Source organism: Nocardioides sp. NPDC101246 (assembly GCF_044767415.1).
GTDB lineage: Bacteria > Actinomycetota > Actinomycetes > Propionibacteriales > Nocardioidaceae > Nocardioides.
Window position 1 is genome coordinate 197503 of record NZ_JBIWNX010000013.1, and the last position, 15209, is coordinate 212711.

The 15209-nt window shown below is 70.3% G+C and carries 15 protein-coding genes; 8 read left to right on the forward strand and 7 right to left on the reverse strand.

Annotation, left to right across the window (positions count from 1 at the left end; translation table 11 throughout):
• Positions 1 to 86: 86 nt before the first annotated feature.
• Together ACIRON_RS23240 and ACIRON_RS23245 are read right to left on the reverse strand one after the other, a co-directional pair.
• Positions 87 to 464, reverse strand: coding sequence for a sterol carrier family protein (locus ACIRON_RS23240; RefSeq protein WP_402995884.1), 378 nt, complete (start codon positions 462 to 464; stop codon positions 87 to 89).
• A 23-nt stretch (positions 465 to 487) separates the two neighbouring features.
• Positions 488 to 1102, reverse strand: a complete 615-nt coding sequence (locus tag ACIRON_RS23245) for a peptidoglycan-binding protein (protein WP_402995886.1) — start codon at positions 1100 to 1102, stop codon at positions 488 to 490.
• A 74-nt stretch (positions 1103 to 1176) separates the two neighbouring features.
• On the opposite strand from ACIRON_RS23245, the gene ACIRON_RS23250 reads away from it, so the two are divergent.
• Genes ACIRON_RS23250 through ACIRON_RS23260 form a run of 3 tightly spaced genes read left to right on the forward strand, consistent with a single transcriptional unit; the run spans position 1177 to position 3249 of the window.
• Positions 1177 to 1896 carry a hypothetical protein gene (locus ACIRON_RS23250; protein WP_402995888.1) on the forward strand — a complete coding sequence of 240 codons (720 nt, stop codon included), beginning with the start codon at positions 1177 to 1179 and terminating at the stop codon, positions 1894 to 1896.
• A 16-nt stretch (positions 1897 to 1912) separates the two neighbouring features.
• On the forward strand, positions 1913 to 2689 hold the full coding sequence (locus tag ACIRON_RS23255) for a serine hydrolase (RefSeq protein WP_402995890.1): 777 nt from the start codon (positions 1913 to 1915) through the stop codon (positions 2687 to 2689).
• 8 nt (positions 2690 to 2697) lie between these two features.
• Positions 2698 to 3249 (forward strand): GNAT family N-acetyltransferase, encoded by a 552-nt coding sequence (locus ACIRON_RS23260; RefSeq protein WP_091045725.1) that lies wholly within the window; start codon positions 2698 to 2700, stop codon positions 3247 to 3249.
• Here ACIRON_RS23260 and ACIRON_RS23265 read toward each other — a convergent pair.
• A complete protein-coding gene (locus ACIRON_RS23265) occupies positions 3238 to 4185 on the reverse strand; it encodes a helix-turn-helix transcriptional regulator (RefSeq protein ID WP_402995892.1) in 948 nt (315 codons plus the stop codon). The two genes, ACIRON_RS23260 and ACIRON_RS23265, sit on opposite strands and share 12 nt — an antisense overlap.
• 222 nt (positions 4186 to 4407) lie before the next feature.
• Between ACIRON_RS23265 and ACIRON_RS23270 the strand changes: the two genes are divergently transcribed.
• Genes ACIRON_RS23270 through ACIRON_RS23280 form a run of 3 tightly spaced genes read left to right on the forward strand, consistent with a single transcriptional unit; the run spans position 4408 to position 7793 of the window.
• Positions 4408 to 5436: an ATP-binding cassette domain-containing protein gene (locus ACIRON_RS23270; protein WP_402995894.1), complete on the forward strand. Its 1029-nt coding sequence runs from the start codon at positions 4408 to 4410 to the stop codon at positions 5434 to 5436.
• Positions 5433 to 6239, forward strand: a complete 807-nt coding sequence (locus tag ACIRON_RS23275) for an ABC transporter permease (protein WP_402995896.1) — start codon at positions 5433 to 5435, stop codon at positions 6237 to 6239. Before ACIRON_RS23270 ends, ACIRON_RS23275 begins: the two co-directional genes overlap by 4 nt.
• A 54-nt stretch (positions 6240 to 6293) precedes the next feature.
• A complete protein-coding gene (locus tag ACIRON_RS23280) occupies positions 6294 to 7793 on the forward strand; it encodes a DHA2 family efflux MFS transporter permease subunit (RefSeq protein ID WP_402995898.1) in 1500 nt (499 codons plus the stop codon).
• A 4-nt stretch (positions 7794 to 7797) separates the two neighbouring features.
• Here ACIRON_RS23280 and ACIRON_RS23285 read toward each other — a convergent pair whose 3' ends face one another.
• Positions 7798 to 8841 carry a CAP domain-containing protein gene (locus ACIRON_RS23285; protein WP_402995900.1) on the reverse strand — a complete coding sequence of 348 codons (1044 nt, stop codon included), beginning with the start codon at positions 8839 to 8841 and terminating at the stop codon, positions 7798 to 7800.
• A gap of 20 nt (positions 8842 to 8861) precedes the next feature.
• A complete protein-coding gene (locus ACIRON_RS23290) occupies positions 8862 to 9593 on the reverse strand; it encodes a TetR/AcrR family transcriptional regulator (protein ID WP_402995902.1) in 732 nt (243 codons plus the stop codon).
• Between the two features lie 101 nt (positions 9594 to 9694).
• Between ACIRON_RS23290 and ACIRON_RS23295 the strand changes: the two genes are divergently transcribed.
• The gene (locus ACIRON_RS23295) at positions 9695 to 10444 is read left to right on the forward strand and encodes a DUF2306 domain-containing protein (RefSeq protein ID WP_402995904.1); all 750 of its coding nucleotides are present in this window, start codon (positions 9695 to 9697) and stop codon (positions 10442 to 10444) included.
• Here the strand turns inward: ACIRON_RS23295 and purL are convergent.
• Entirely contained in the window at positions 10363 to 12651 is a 2289-nt protein-coding gene (gene purL, locus ACIRON_RS23300; protein ID WP_402995906.1) for a phosphoribosylformylglycinamidine synthase subunit PurL, read from the reverse strand. The two genes, ACIRON_RS23295 and purL, sit on opposite strands and share 82 nt — an antisense overlap.
• Positions 12652 to 12692: 41 nt before the next feature.
• A complete protein-coding gene (locus ACIRON_RS23305; RefSeq protein ID WP_402995907.1) occupies positions 12693 to 13337 on the reverse strand; it encodes a hypothetical protein in 645 nt (214 codons plus the stop codon).
• A 182-nt stretch (positions 13338 to 13519) separates the two neighbouring features.
• Here ACIRON_RS23305 and ACIRON_RS23310 point away from each other — a divergent pair, with 182 nt between their 5' ends.
• Positions 13520 to 14911 carry a sulfatase-like hydrolase/transferase gene (locus ACIRON_RS23310; RefSeq protein WP_402995909.1) on the forward strand — a complete coding sequence of 464 codons (1392 nt, stop codon included), beginning with the start codon at positions 13520 to 13522 and terminating at the stop codon, positions 14909 to 14911.
• Positions 14912 to 15209 lie beyond the last annotated feature (298 nt).

Here is a 15209-nt window from a genome sequence, read left to right on the forward strand (position 1 = left end):
AGCGGGCTGCTGGCTCGCGCTGAAATCGGGTAGTCCGGTAGCGAACTGCCTATTACTCGCGAGTATTTAGGCAGTTCGCTACCGGACTACCCCGCCGTCGCGCCCAAGGGCAGGTACGCCGAGAGGTCGGTGCGTTCTCCCGAGGCCCTGACCCGGGCCTGATCGACGGCGTCGGACCAGGTCATCTCTCCCGTGGCGAGGGCGATCCAGGTGACCGCGTCGGTCTCGATCACCGCCGGCGGGGTGCCGCGGGTGTGCCTGACCCCTTCGACACACTGCACCGCGGCGAACGGCGGGACGCGCACCTCGACGCTCCTACCCGGCGCGCGCTGCTCGAGCAGGGCGAGGAAGTGCTTGGTGAGGAGCCGCAGGTCGGCTTTCGCCGCTGTGCCCGACCCCGTCGCCAAGCGATCCAGCGCTGCGGAGACCTCTGCGGCCGGGGCGGGCTTGAGTCGTGCGGGCACAGCGGCGAGCCTACCGCCGTACGTCAGGCGCAGGTGCGCAGCGAGGACCGCTTGTAGTCGCGTACCTTCGTGGTGGTCTTGAAGTGCGCCGGATCGAGGTAGCCGACCCACACGCCCAGCCGGATGCTGTTGAAGCTGGTCGCACGGCTGTCGAAGGTCAGTCGCCGGATGCTGTTCTTCACGGTGGTCTTCGTCCCGACGAAGGTGCTACCGGCGACCTTGTACTCCCACTGGGCGTGCTTGCCGGTGTTGTTCCACAGCGAGAAGTACATCTCGGTGGCACTCTTCCGGCAGGCGTAGAGGGTGCCGCCGGCCACCCAGCCGACCGCGGTTCCGTAGCGGTTCAGCTTGGCCCAGGTCTTCTTGCCCGCGACCCCGTCGGCGGCGAGTCCGGTGTCGGCCTGGAAGGCGCGTACCCGGTTGCGGGTGCCCTTGCCGAAGTTGCCGTCGACACTCAGCCCACCCAGGCGCCGCTGGAGCTCCTTGACGCAGGTTCCCTTGCTGCCGAGCTTCACGGTCTTGGTCGAGCAGCTCGCCGCCTGCGCCTCGGGGGCGGTGGCGACGGAGACCCCGACGACCGAGGAGGCGGCGACGGCGGCGGCAGCCGTGATGACGGCGAGCCTGCGGATGATGTTCATGACGAGCACGGTAAAGACGACGCGCGTCCCCGAACTCCCGTACCTCTCCCGTACCCAGCCGATAGGGTCCGACCGTGGGACTGGAGAGACTCGAGTCGGCGATGGTGCTGACGACCGTCGAGACGCTGCACGGACGGATCGCGGCACGCTTCCCCGACCGGGGGCTGGTGAAGGTCGCCGAGGAGCTGGCCGGCCAGATCAGGGAGTCCTCCGGCGTCGGGGACCGGCTCCGGCGACGGTTGCTGTGGACGCGCGCGGTCTCCCGCGTGCTGATCCTGGCCGTCCTCGCGCTGACACTGGCCGCCATCATCTGGGGTCTCGCGACGGCGTTCAGCGACGAGACGCTCACCGGCGTCCAATGGCTGCCGCTGATGGAGAGCACCGTCAACGACCTCATCTTCGCCGCGGTCGCGATCTTCTTCCTCTACACGATCCCGGAGCGGCTGCTGCGGTCGCGGGCGCTGAAGCTGCTGCACCGGCTGCGCTCGCTGGCCCACATCATCGACATGCACCAGCTCACCAAGGACCCCGAGCGGCTGCGCACCGGGTTCACGCCCACCTCGGCCAGCGTCCGGCTCACCCTCGACGCCGACGAGCTGATCCACTACCTCGACTACTGCTCCGAGCTGCTCAGCCTGGTCGGCAAGACCGCCGCGCTGTGCGCCGAGGACTCCCAGGACAACATCGTCCTCGACACGGTCAGCACGGTCGAGATCCTCACCGTCGACCTCTCCCGCAAGATCTGGCAGAAGATCCAGGTCGTGGGCGAGCTGCGCGAGGAGCTGTCTTCCTAGGCCTAGGCTCGCCACCATGAGTTCACGGACGGAGTGGTCGATCCTCGCGGTCGACACCGGCTCCGGTGAGACCCTCGTCGAGTCCACCCCGGACCTGCTGCTGCCGACCGCCAGTGTCGCCAAGATCTTCCTGCTGCACCACCTCGCCGAGCTGCTCGACGAGGACGAGTCGCTGGGGCAGCTGATGTTGCGCAAGGACAGCGTCGAGCCGGTGGCCGACAGCGGCCTGTGGCAGCACCTCGACGCCCCCGCACTGACCCTGAACGACTGCGCCCGACTGGTGGGGGCGGTCTCGGACAACCTGGCCACCAACGTGCTCCTCGGGCACGTCGGCCTCGCTCCGGTCCAGGCCGTCGCGCGGCGGCTGGCCGCGGGCGGGTCGATGCTGAACGACTCGGTCCGGGACGCACGCGGGCCGGGGGACGCACCGATGCTCTCCATCGGCTGTGCCGCCGACTGGGTCGCCTACTTCCGTACGCCACACCCGACCGTGATGTCCTGGCTCGCGCCGTCCACCGACCTGTCGATGGTCTCCGCCGCCTTCGGCCTGGACCCGCTGGCCCACACCGACCCTGCTCATGACCTGCGGGTGTGGAGCAAGACCGGCACCGACGAGGGCGTCCGCGCCGAGGTCGGGCTGCTCGACGTCGGTGGCCGCCGGGCGGCGTACGCGGTCATCTGCCGGTTCCCGGGGGAGGTCATCCCGGTGCTGGCCCAGATGCGGGCGTACGGCACGCTGATCCTGGATGCGTTGCGGGACAGCGACGCTCCAGGTCCCGGTCCGGCACGGTAGGAGATCAGTTGTTCAGCATCGACCTCGGGAACGGCGCGGAGATGGTCCTGCGTGACCGGTCGACCGACTTCGCCGTCCACCAGCTCATCAACGCCAACCTCGACCACCTCCGGGAATGGGAGCCGTGGGCGCACGCGGATCAGAGCATGATCAGCGTCTCGGCGTTCGGCACCTACCTGCTGACCCAGTGGGTCAAGGGCGAGGCGATCCCGTGCGTCATCCGCCAGGACGGCAAGGTCGCCGGCGCCACGACCGCGCGGATCAACCTCTACGAGAAGTCGGCCACGATCGGCTACTGGCTGGGCGAGGCGTACGAGGGCCGCGGTCTGATCACTCGGGCCGTCTCGGCCCTGCTGGACACCCTCTTCGACGAGTACGACATCGCCCGGGCGATCATCGACACCTCGGTCCACAACAAGCGCAGCCGTGCGGTCGCCGAGCGTCTCGGCTTCACCCACGAGGGCACCATGCGAGGCGCGCAGGCCTATCCGGGCGAGCGCCGCGACCTGGTGGTCTACGGGATCCTGCGCGAGGAGTGGGCGGCCCGCTCAGGCAGATGAGCGGACGAAACGCTCCCCCGCCTGCTTGACCAGCTCGGCCAGCTCGGTGGGCTGCTCGACCGTGAAGTCGGCCTCGACGCCGGCGAGGATCATCATCGGCCAGCTCAGATCGTCGACCTGCATCCTCAGCCGGCAGCCACCCTCGGCGGGCTCGACCTCGCCCCAGCGACCTACCCGCTGCGCGACCACGTCGGGCTCGACGCCGAAGTGGACGCAGACGTCGTGGGCTGCCGGGCGGGAGCGGATCCCCGCCTGCACGTACGCCGCCGCGTCCCCGCCCGGGATCTCCCGCGGGCGGAACACCTGGCCGGTGGTCGTCGGGTCGCTGACCCGGTCGACGCGGAAGGATCGCCAGTCCTGGCGGACGCGGTCGTAGGCGAGGAGATACCAGCGGTTGCCGAGGGTGACCAGCCGGTGGGGCTCGACGCGGCGCCGGGTCGGCTCGGCCCCGGGCGCCTGATAGGTGAAGGTCAGCGCCTCGTCGTCACGGCAGGCCTGCGCCAGGGTCCCGAGCACGCCGGCGTCCAGCGGCACCCGGCCGCCCCAGGGGAGAGAGTCGGTCTGCGAGGAGACCGCGTCCATCCGGCGCCGCAGCCGTGGCGGCATCAGCGCGACGACCTTGCCCAGCGCCTGAGCCGAGGTGTCCCCCATCCCGGCGACCAGGCCGGCAGCGGCGGTGCGCAGCCCGACGGCGATCGCGACCGCCTCCTCGTCGTCGAGCAGCAACGGCGGCAGCGCATTCCCGGCCCGGAGCTGGTAGCCGCCGGCCACCCCGCGGGTGGCGTCCACGTCATAGCCGAGATCGCGCAGCCGCTCGATGTCCCGCCGCAGCGTACGGTCGCTGACCTCGAGGCGTACGGACAGCTCCGTGCCGGGCCAGAAACGGTGGGTCTGCAGCAGAGACAGGAGCTGCAGCATCCGGGCGCTCGTACTCATGCCGTCGACGATAGGCGCCATTGCGGTCAGTTCGTGGCCTGATTCCCCGAGAACCTGGATCGAGCCGCGGGGGGGGGGGGGGGGGCCCCCCCCCCCCCCCCCCCCCCCCCCCCCCGCCGCGCTACCTATCTCCTACCCACTCGCGGGACTTCTAAACCGGATCTCGGAAGAAAGTTTCGAAAGCGGACAGAAGTTGACCGCATGAGATCAGAGGCTGGAGGCATGACGAACCACACCAACCAGCGGCCGGTCATCCGCACTCAGGCGCTGACCAGGCACTTCACCCGAAGCAAGAAGACCGTCGAAGCCGTACGCGGGCTCGATCTGGAGATCCACCAAGGTGAGCTCGTCGCCTTCCTCGGCCCCAACGGAGCCGGCAAGTCGACGACCTTGCGGATGCTGACCACCCTCATCCCGCCCACCTCCGGCACCGCCGAGGTCGCCGGCCATGACGTCGTCCGCTCCCGCGCGGCCGTCCGGCGCTCGATCGGCTACGTCGGTCAGGGCAATGCCGCGGCCTTCGTCCAGCGTGGCCGCGACGAGCTGATGTCCCAGGCCCGCGCCCACGGCATCCCGCGAGCCGCCGCGAAGGCGCGCATCGAGGAGCTGCTCGTGGCCTTCGACCTGCAGGAGTACGCCGACCGCTCCGTGCAGACGCTCAGCGGGGGTCAGCGGCGGCGGCTCGACATCGCGATCGGGCTGCTCAACCACCCCGAGGTGCTGTTCCTCGACGAGCCCTCGACCGGCCTCGACCCGCAGAACCGCGCCAACCTGCAGGAGCAGATCCGCCGCCTCCACGAGGACGGCACCACGATCGTCCTCACCACCCACTACCTCGAGGAGGCGGACGCACTCGCCGGACGGGTGATCGTCATCGACCACGGCGTCGTGATCGCCGACGACACCGCCACCCACCTCAAGGAGCGCCTCGGCGACCTGGTGCTCCTCGGCTTCGGCACCGAGGCGGAGGCCACGGCCGCCGCAGCCCGCGCCGAGTCGGCACTGTCCGGTCCGACCACCGTCGAGCGTGCCGGGACGCAGGTCTCGATCCGCGCACCGCGCGGTGCCGACAGCGCGCCGGCGTTGGCGATCGACCTGGCCGCCCATGGCACCCCCGCGATCCGGATGGAGGTCCACGCCCCCACCCTCGACGACGTCTTCCTCGACCTGACCGGCCGCAGCCTGCGCGAGTCGGCCGAGTCCGCCGAGTCCGCCGGGTCCACCACCCAGACCGAAGGAGCAGCAGCATGACCACCCTCGCCGTCCCGACCGCCCAGGTCCGACGCACCACGCCAGTGCCGAGCAGCCCGACCGGATTCCTCACCGACACCTGGACCGTGCTGCTTCGCGAGCTCACGCCGAAGCTGCGCCAGCCCGCCTCGATGCTCTTCGCGATGATGCAGCCGCTGGTCTTCCTGGGCCTCTTCGCGCCGCTCCTTCCAGCTGTCGAGAGCGGCAGCGCACTGCAGTGGTTCGTGCCGGGCATCGTCGTCATGACCGCGCTGATGGGCGCCTCGATGACCGGTGCGGATCTGACCGCCGAGATCCGCTCCGGCTCCCACGAACGGCTGCTGGTCTCGCCCCTGTCGAGGCCGTCCCTGCTGGTCGGACGGGCCCTGAAGGAGGTCGTACCGGTCCTGTTCCAGACGGCCGTCATCCTTGCCGTGGTGACCCCGTTCAGCTTCGACCTCCACCTCGGCGGGGTCCTGGTCGGAGCCGTCATCGTCTCGCTCTTCGCGATCGGCCTGGGTGCGCTCAGCTTCGCGCTGGCCACCGCCGCGAAGGAGCAGGACTGGGTCTTCTGGACGGTCCAGCAGATGCTGATCTTCCCGCTGCTGCTCCTCTCCGGCGTCCTGCTGCCCCTCGACGGCGCTCCCGGCTGGCTGCGGTTCCTCAGCGACATCAACCCGATGACGTACGTCGTGGAGGCGGAGCGGGCGCTCTTCGCCGGCCAGTTCCCGGCCGATGTCGTCATCGGCGGCTTCGTCGCGGCCGCTGCCGTCGCCGTGGGCGGGGTCCTCGTCGGCGTACGGACCATGGAGAGGTCGAGCTGAGGTCGGGCCGAAACCCCTTGACCTCAAGTTCACTTTAGCTTCCACACTGGACGCATGACACCCCGACCCCGCACGGCCCCGAGCCCGACAACGATCGTGCTCACCGTCATCGCCGGCACGGTGATGATCCCGATCGACATCACGATCGTCGCGGTAGCGATCGCCCGTCTCTCCCAGGAGACGGGCGCTTCGCTGCCGGTGATCCAGTGGGTCGCCACCGGCTACACGCTCGCCCTGGCAACGGTCATCCCGGCCGCGGCCTGGGCGATCAGCCGGTTCGGCGCCCGCCAGGTCTTCCTGACCGCGATCGGCGTCTTCACGATCGGGTCCGGGCTGGTCGCGGCCTCGTGGAACGTCGAGTCGCTGATCGCGTTCCGGGTGCTGCAGGGGCTCGGTGGTGGCTTCGTGATGCCGGCCGCGATGACCCTGACGCTGCGCTCGGCCCCGCCCGAGGAGCGGGGCCGCCTGATGGCGCTGATGGGCCTGCCGGTGCTGGTCGGTCCCGTCTTCGGACCGGTGCTCGGAGGCTGGCTGCTCGACACGATGTCGTGGCGGTGGATGTTCCTGATCAACCTGCCGCTGGGCGTGCTCGGCCTCGTCCTCGGGATGCGCAACCTTCCCCGCCTGGAGCGCGGTCCGAGCGCCCGCCTGGACGTACGCGGCCTGCTCCTGCTTCCGCCCGCGATGGCACTCCTCGTGCTGGGCACCTCGTTCGCCGAGGGGACACTCCTCGACGCTCAGGTGCTGATCCCGATCGGGGCGGGAATCATCCTCGTGGCGCTCTTCGTCCGGCACGCGCTCCGCGCCGCGGCCCCTCTGCTCGACATCCGGCTCCTCGGCCGGCGCCTGACCGGCGGCAGCGCCGCGCTGCTGGTCTGCTTCGCCGGCGGCTACTTCGGCTCGATGATCCTGGTGCCGCTCTACTGGCAGGTCGTACGCGGCGAGTCCGCGACGACCGCAGGGCTGCTGATGGCTCCGGCCGGCATCGCGGCCGGGATCATGATCCAGATCTCCGGTCGGCTCATCGACCGCTTCCCGCCGCTGCCGGTGATCGGCTCGGGCATCGTGGTCTCCACGCTGGGCTTCGGCGCCCTGGCGCTGCAGCTGAGCGCTGACGCGTCGATGCCGGCCCTGGCCACGACCCACGCCATCGCGACCGCGGGCGCCGGGTTCGTGATGCTGCCGACCATGACCATCGCCACCCGCTACCTCGAGGACAGCGCCATCCCGGCCGGCTCGACGATGATCAACGTGCTGAACCAGGTCGCCACCGCCCTGTGCACCGCCGGCGTCTCGGTGCTCCTGGCCGCCGCACTCTCCGCTCGCCTGCCCGGACTGGGTGGCGACGGCATCGGTGCGCTCAGCTCGGTCTCGCCCACCGAGCTCGCGGCGGTCGCGCCGCTGGCCGCTGAGGCCCTGCAGGTCGCGTTCTGGCTCCCGGTCACGATGATGGCGGTCTCGGCCGTAGTCGCGTTCGTCGTCTTCCGGCGTACGCCGTCGGCCCGGCAGGTGCCTGCCGACAGCCGTCGGCCGGTTGCCGCGGTCGCTGACTAGGTCGTCACCACTGGCGGTGGTCGCCGGGGTACGGAGGACCGGGGTTGCCGGGACGACCGGGGTTCGGGCGCGGGTTCGGGCGCGGGATCGGGCGGCCCTGGCTGGGGTGGCCGGGGCCCGCCGGATGCACCTGGCCCCGGTAGACCGGGCCGCCAGGGTGCGGGCGGACGGGCCGTGCGGGAGGTGCCTCCAGGTCGCGCCGGAGCCGTTCGCGGCGCCGGCGACGAGCCAGCAGGAAGGCGATGAGCAGCCCCAGCCCCGAGAGCCCGAGCACCGCGAGAGCCATCTCGACATAGCCGATGCCGAACAGCCCGCTGGAGGTGGGAGCCGGACCGTCCGAGGCATCGCTGAAGGTCACCGGGCCGGCCGTCTCCGAGTCGTCGCCGGCGAGCGCCGACTCGGACTCGGACGGTGACGCCGAGGGCGAGGTCGACTTCGACGGCGATGCGGAAGCAGAGGGCGTATGTGACGGGGTCGGGGACGGCGTCTCCGACTTCTTGGGCTTCACGGTCTGCCGAGGAGTCGGCGCCTTGGTCTCCGCCGGAGCGGTCGGCGCCGGCGCGGCGGTGGCCTTCGGCTTCGCGGTCGGCCGCACGCCCGGCGGGTACTTCCCGAAGACCTGGACGCCCCAGCTGGTGCCGTCGACCACCACGAAGGCGATCCCGATGTGGGTGTAGTCGCCCAGGATGTTGGCGCGGTGGCCCTCGGAGTTCATCCAGCCCTTGTGCATCTCCGCACCGGTCGGATAGCCCATCGCGACGTTCTCCCCGATCCCCTGCCACCCCTCCGGCACCTGCTCGGCGAGGTCGGGGTTGTGCGAGAGGGCTCCGTCGGCAGCGATCTTGTAAGCCCACTTCCGGGCCAGTCCGTCGAGGGCGGAGTCGCGCGTGAGCGGATCCAGACCGGCTTCGGCACGGGCAGAGTTCGCGAGCCGCTTGATCGTCCCGCCCTCCCCCGCGGACGCCGGACCGGCGCTGACGAGCAGCGCGGCAGCCGCCAGCAGCAGGGCGAGGACACAGGACACGGGGCGATGCAGGTGGGGGAACATCCCCGCCAGGGTATCGACCTTTACTTTGAGGTGCTGCGCCCGACGTGGCGCTCGATGTGGGCCGCGATCCCGGCCATCAGCAGGCTCTGCCCGAAGGCCGACGGGTCATCGGAGTCGGATCCCTCGCCGGACTCGGGGGGCTGCCAGGTGGCCATCGACGCCATCAGGTGCGGAAAACGCTCCGGATCGGCGTACGTCACGAGCATCTGCTCGAACGTCGCATAGGGGTTCTCCGCCAGCCGAGCCGCCTCGACCTCGACCCGCGCCTCACCCACGCCGTACTGGGAGATGATCCCCAGGATCGCCAGCTTCTCCTCGGCGGGCAGAGCCACCTCGCGCAGGTAGTAGAACCCCAGGTCGATCCAGGCGAGACGGTTGGGCCCGGGGAGCGTGGCGGCGAGCGGCAGGTCCAGGAACCAGGGCTTGCTCACCGCCAGGTCGACCTGCGCGCGCATCCAGGCCGCCAGCCCCTCGCGCCAGCCGAGGTCCGGCGACGGCGCCGCCAGGTCCACGCAGAGACGGTCGGCGAGCAGGATGAGCAGCTCGTCCTTGTTCTTCACATGCCGGTACAGCGCCATCGGCGAGCAGCCCACCGCTTCGGCGACCCGAGCCATCGACACAGCAGGAAGACCCTGCTCATCAGCGATGACGTAGGCAGCCTCGACGATCTGGGCGACGCTCAGCGCCGGCTTGGGGCCGCGCCGGCCGGCCGGAGGCTTGCCCCACAGACGAGGGATCAGGTCGGAACTCATCAGCTCCATCATGCCCTGCTCCCTTCAGAAACGGGTTGACCGCGTCCCATCTGCGTACGATATAAACAGTTAATCCCGTACGCTATTAGATCGGATGACTCATGAGCACATCGACAAGACCTCTGACGAGACAGTGGTGGGTCTTCCCGCTGGCTGCGGCGACGGTGATCTTTCTGGTGACGGCGCTGCCGCGATACGTCGGCCTGGACCCGTCGCAGTCGCTCGTCCCCACCGACCGCGGACCGGCCTTCTACCCCGCGCTGGTGACGCACATCTTCTTCGGCTCGGTGATGCTCTGCTGCGGCGTACTCCAGCTGTGGCCGTGGCTGCGCGCCAACCACCCGAAGGTGCACCGGTGGACCGGGCGGACCTATGTCGTCACCGCGATCCCGACGGGCCTGGCGGCGCTGGTCACCAGCCAGTTCCCCGCGGCCGGGCCGTCCCAGCAGGTCGGCAACACCTTCCTGGGCGTGCTGTTCCTGCTGTTCACCGTGCTCGGCTACCGCGCCGCCCGGCAGCGGCGGTTCAAGGACCACCGCGAGTGGATGTACCGCAGCTACGCGATGGCGTTCTCGATCATCGCGAACCGCTTCTGGGGGATGGTGATGATCATGGTCTTCGTGCCTGAGGCCATGACCAACGCCGACCTCGGCACCGAGGACCCCACCCTCGCCAGCGCCGCCGCGGCCTCAGCCTGGGTCAGCTGGGTCGTGAACCTGCTGATCGCCGAGTGGATCATCCACCGCAAGCCGCGCCGGCGCGGCGCCGATCAGGCGAGCGCGTCGCGCAGGGTCGAGCGCCAGACGCCGGTGAGCTCCTCGAGCGGGATCTCGACGCTGCCGCCGTCATAGGCGATCGAGTACGCCGCACCGCCCGTGACACCGAGCTTCGTCGCCGCCACCCCGTGGCGCTCGGCCAGCGAGGTGAGCCGCTCGACGTCGTCGGCCTTGACGGTGACGAGCGCGCGGGCGACCGACTCCGAGAAGAGCGCGACGAACGGGTCGCCGGCGAGCGTGACCGAGACGCCGATCCCCGACGACATCGCCGGCTCGGCCAGCGCCTGCATCAGGCCACCGTCGGAGAGGTCGTGGGCGGAGGTGACGAACCGTGCCTCCAGCAGCAGCTCGGCGAGCGCCTTCTCGGCCGCCAGGTTCACCTTCGGCGGCAGGCCGCCGAGGTGACCGTGGACGACGTGGGCCCACTCCGAGCCGGAGAGCTCCTCGTGGGTCTCACCGAGGAGGACGACGACCTCGTCGGCCGCCTGGAAGTGCGAAGGCGTACGCGTGGTGACGTCCTCGATCACACCGAGGGTCGCGACCACCGGCGTGGGGTGGATGGCGACCTCGCCGGTCTGGTTGTAGAGGGAGACGTTGCCACCGGTGACCGGGATGCCGAGCTCGAGGCAGGCGTCCTTCAGACCGCGGGTGGCCTCGGCGAACTGCCACATCACGTCGGGGTCCTCCGGGGAGCCGAAGTTGAGACAGTCGGAGATGGCCAGCGGCTTGGCGCCGACGGAGGCGACGTTGCGGTAGGACTCGGAGAGGGCGAGCTGGGCACCGGCGTAGGGGTCCAGCTTGGCGAAGCGACCGTTGGCGTCGGTGGCGAGCGCGACACCGAGGTTGGTCGACTCGTCGACGCGGATCATGCCGCCGTCGGCGGGCTGGGAGAGGACGGTGTTGCCGCGGACATAGCGGTCGTACTGCTCGGTGATCCAGGACTTGTCGCACAGGTTCTCCGAGGCGACCAGCTGGAGGACGGTCGCGCGGAGCTCGTCGGCCGAGCCCGCGCGCGGGAGCTTCTCGGCGACGTCGGCCTGGAGCGCGTCCTGCCACGACGGGCGGGCGTAGGGGCGCTCGTAGACCGGGCCGTCGTGGGCGACGGTGCGCGGGTCGACGTCGACGATCGGCTCGCCGTGCCAGTCGACGCGGAGCCGGCCCTCGCCGGTGACGGTGCCGATCGTGGCGGCCTCGACGTCCCACTTGTCGCAGATGGCCATGAAGGTGGCCTCGTCCTCGGGGGCGATGACGGCCATCATCCGCTCCTGGGACTCGCTCATCAGGATCTCCTCCGGCGCGAGCGTCGAGTCGCGCAGCGGGACCTTGGTCAGCTCGACGTGCATGCCACCGTCACCGGCGGCGGCGAGCTCGGAGGTGGCGCAGGAGATGCCGGCCGCACCGAAGTCCTGGATGCCTCGGACGATGCCGGCGGCGAAGAGCTCGAGGGTGCACTCGATCAGCAACTTCTCCATGAACGGGTCGCCGACCTGGACGCTCGGCCGCTTCGCCGGACCGTCCTCGTCGAACTCGACGCTCGCGAGGATCGAGGCGCCGCCGATGCCGTCGCCACCGGTGCGCGCGCCGTACATGATCACCAGGTTGCCGGCGCCCGACGCCTTGGCGAGGTGGAGGTCCTCGTGGCGGAGTACGCCGACACAGAGCGCGTTGACCAGCGGGTTGCCGAGGTAGGAGGCGTCGAAGACGGCCTCGCCACCGATGTTGGGCAGGCCGAGGCAGTTGCCGTAGTGGCCGACGCCGGAGACGATCCCGGGAAGGACGCGGTGGGTGTCGGGCTCGCTCAGCGGGCCAAAGCGGAGCGGGTCCATGACGGCGACGGGGCGCGCACCCATCGCGAGGATGTCGCGGACGATGCCGCCGACGCCGGTCGCGGCACCCTGGTGCGGCTCGACGTAGCTCGGGTGGTTGTGCGACTCGACCTTGAAGGTGACCGCGTAGCCCTGGCCGACGTCGAGCACGCCCGCGTTCTCACCGATGCCGGCGAGCATCTTGCCGGCCGGGGTCTCCTGCGGGATCTCGCCGAACTGCTTGAGGTGCACCTTGGAGGACTTGTAGGAGCAGTGCTCCGACCACATCACCGAGTACATCGCCAGCTCCGCGCCGGTCGGCCGGCGGCCGAGGATGCGGCGGATCTCGGCGTACTCGTCCTCCTTCAGGCCGAGCTCGGCCCAGGGCTGCTCGCGGTCGGGGTCACCGGCAGCGTGGTGCACGGTGTCCAGGAGCGGAAGATCGGACGCAACGGCAGCGGACGAAGTCTCGGTCACGGACAGAAATCTACGTCAGAAGTGCCCAATCCCCCGAGTCCTCAGCGGGGCAGCCCGCGCCACTCGCGCAGGTCGCGGATCTCACCGAACTCCTCGAGCGCCTGCCGGGCGACCTCACCGTCCCCGGCGTAGGCGGCGACGGTCCAGCCATGACCCTCCACCATCTCGGCGGTGACCCAGGAGGCCTCGCCGTGCGGGGTGGGCAACCGGCGCGGGCGCCAGGAGAGCGACATCGCGCCGTCGGCGCGCTGCTGGATCCGCGGGGTCGAGCCGGTGGCGGCGTACTTCTTCTGGCCGGTGTGCCACTCGCTCCAGTAGGCGTAGTGGAGGTAGACCTGGGTGCCGCGCCAGGACATCGAGCACTCGATGAAGAGATCCCGCGGGCCGGTCTCGCCAGGGGTGCACTCACCGCTCCGGAAGGCGTCCTCGTAGCCCGAAAAGACCCACTTCAGGCCGTCCACACCACGCGGGTCGGGGCACCGGGTCAGGGAGCCGGCGCCGTTGCCGTCCCAGCAGACGTAGGGCGTGTTGGCCTGCTTGGTCGTCGAGCTGACCTGGTCGGCGACCGCGAACGGCCCGGCCACCTGGCCGCCGTGTGCGACATGGATGATCCCGGCGACAGTCAGCGCGAGCATGACCGTGATCGCGAAGAGGACCGGCGTCACCCGATCGCGTCGCTGCTGCACAGGCCACCACCCCCTTGGCGATCCGTTCCTTTACCAAGGTAACGCCGCCACGCCGCTTTGGTTAGGGCCCATTTGCCACGGGACCAACGTCCCGTCGCGTCCGAGACCCGAGACCCCCGCCCACCGACTGGACCGTCGCCTAGTCTTCTATTCGTAGTTATTCACTAAAGAAAGGCCATACGGTGTCCTCCCCCAGCACGTTCAGCCGACGCAGCCTGCTCGCCACCGGAGCCGGCGCGGTCGCCGCCACCGGCCTCGCCACCCCCGCCAACGCAGCCGCCGAGACGCCGTTCAGGGCCCGCAAGGTCAATCGGCCCAAGCGCAGGCCCAACCTCCTGGTGATCCTGGGCGACGACCTCGGCTGGGCCGACCTGTCCGCCTACGGCTCCCCCGACATCAAGACGCCCCACCTGGACCGACTCGCCGCCTCGGGCGTCCGGTTCACCGATGCGTACTCCGCCTCCTCGGTCTGCTCCCCCACCCGCTTCGGCCTCTACACCGGGCGCTACCCCGGTCGCCTCGCGGGCGGGCTGCCCGAGCCGATCGCGTCGCCGAACGAGCTCCACGGCATCCCGCTCGACCACCCGACGCTCGCCTCGCTGCTCAAGGAGCAGGGCTACGCCACCGCGCTCTTCGGCAAGTGGCACTGCGGCTATCTGCCCTGGTACAGCCCGACCCGGGTCGGCTGGGACGAGTTCTTCGGAAACTTCTCCGGCGGTCTCGACTACTTCTCCAAGATCAACCACAACGGCGACCACGACCTCTACGAGGACGAGGTGGAGGTCGAGGACCTTCGCTACTACACCGAGATCGTCACCGAGAAGGCCGTCAGCTTCATCGAGCGCGACCACGACGCGCCCTGGCTCCTCAACCTCAACTTCACCACCCCGCACTGGCCCTGGGAGGGACCCGAGGACAAGGCGGTGAGCGACGAGCTGACCGCCCGGATCGAGGACGGGGAGAAGGGCGTGCTCTTCCACAACGACGGCGGCTCGCTGGCGACGTACAAGACCATGGTCGAGGACCTCGACCAGTCGATCGGCCAGGTCATCAAGGCCCTCGAGCGCACCGGCCAACTCCGCGACACCGTCGTCTTCTTCGCCAGCGACAACGGCGGCGAGCGGTTCTCCAACGTGTGGCCGTTCGCCGGAGCGAAGTCGGGCCTCAACGAGGGCGGCATCCGGGTGCCCACCATCCTGAACTGGCCCGGCACCCTGCCCGGCCGCCAGGTCAGCGACGAGCCCGCGGTCACGACCGACTGGACCGCGACCTTCCTGGAGCTCGCCGGCGCGACGCCGGCCAAGGACTACCCGCTGGACGGCACCAGCCTGGTGCCGCTCCTCTTCGGCGGCCGGCCGCGCGAGACCCAGGACCTCTTCTGGCGCATGCGCGGACAGCGGGCGCTGCGCCGCGGCTCGCTGAAGTACCTGCAGCTCGACGGCACCGACCACCTCTACGACCTGAGCGAGGACGTACGCGAGCAGGCCGACCTGGCCCGGAAGCGGCCCGAGGACCTGGCGGAGCTCCGTGCGGCCTGGGAGAAGATCGACGAGACCCTGCTGGCGTACTCCTGAGACGACCGGAGCGAGGTCGAGCGGCGAGCTTGCTCGTCCGCTCGCGCCGAGCGAGGGAGTAACCGAGCGAAGCTCGGACGTGTGCCTGGCGAGTCCACTGGTAACTGAGTGACGGTTGTGACTACCGTGACGAAATATGGGGGACTTCACCAGGTTCAAGTACGTCAGACGGGCACTCGGCGCGGGCTTGATCTCGGGCGTCGTCGGCGTGGCGGGGGGGGGGGGGGCCCCCCCCCCCGCCCCCCCCCCCCCCCGCCCCCCCCGCCCCCCCCCCCGCCCCCGCCTCCGACCAGTGCCC

Excerpts from the sequence above, each read along its gene's own strand:
- ACIRON_RS23295 (WP_402995904.1), top strand. The coding sequence starts at position 9,695 with ATGAGCACATCGACAAGACCTCTGACGAGACAGTGGTGGGTCTTCCCG.
- ACIRON_RS23280 (WP_402995898.1), top strand. The coding sequence starts at position 6,294 with ATGACACCCCGACCCCGCACGGCCCCGAGCCCGACAACGATCGTGCTC.
- ACIRON_RS23275 (WP_402995896.1), top strand. The coding sequence starts at position 5,433 with ATGACCACCCTCGCCGTCCCGACCGCCCAGGTCCGACGCACCACGCCA.
- ACIRON_RS23285 (WP_402995900.1), bottom strand. The coding sequence starts at position 8,841 with ATGTTCCCCCACCTGCATCGCCCCGTGTCCTGTGTCCTCGCCCTGCTG.
- ACIRON_RS23290 (WP_402995902.1), bottom strand. The coding sequence starts at position 9,593 with ATGAGTTCCGACCTGATCCCTCGTCTGTGGGGCAAGCCTCCGGCCGGC.
- ACIRON_RS23255 (WP_402995890.1), top strand. The coding sequence starts at position 1,913 with ATGAGTTCACGGACGGAGTGGTCGATCCTCGCGGTCGACACCGGCTCC.
- ACIRON_RS23245 (WP_402995886.1), bottom strand. The coding sequence starts at position 1,102 with ATGAACATCATCCGCAGGCTCGCCGTCATCACGGCTGCCGCCGCCGTC.
- ACIRON_RS23270 (WP_402995894.1), top strand. The coding sequence starts at position 4,408 with ATGACGAACCACACCAACCAGCGGCCGGTCATCCGCACTCAGGCGCTG.
- ACIRON_RS23265 (WP_402995892.1), bottom strand. The coding sequence starts at position 4,185 with ATGAGTACGAGCGCCCGGATGCTGCAGCTCCTGTCTCTGCTGCAGACC.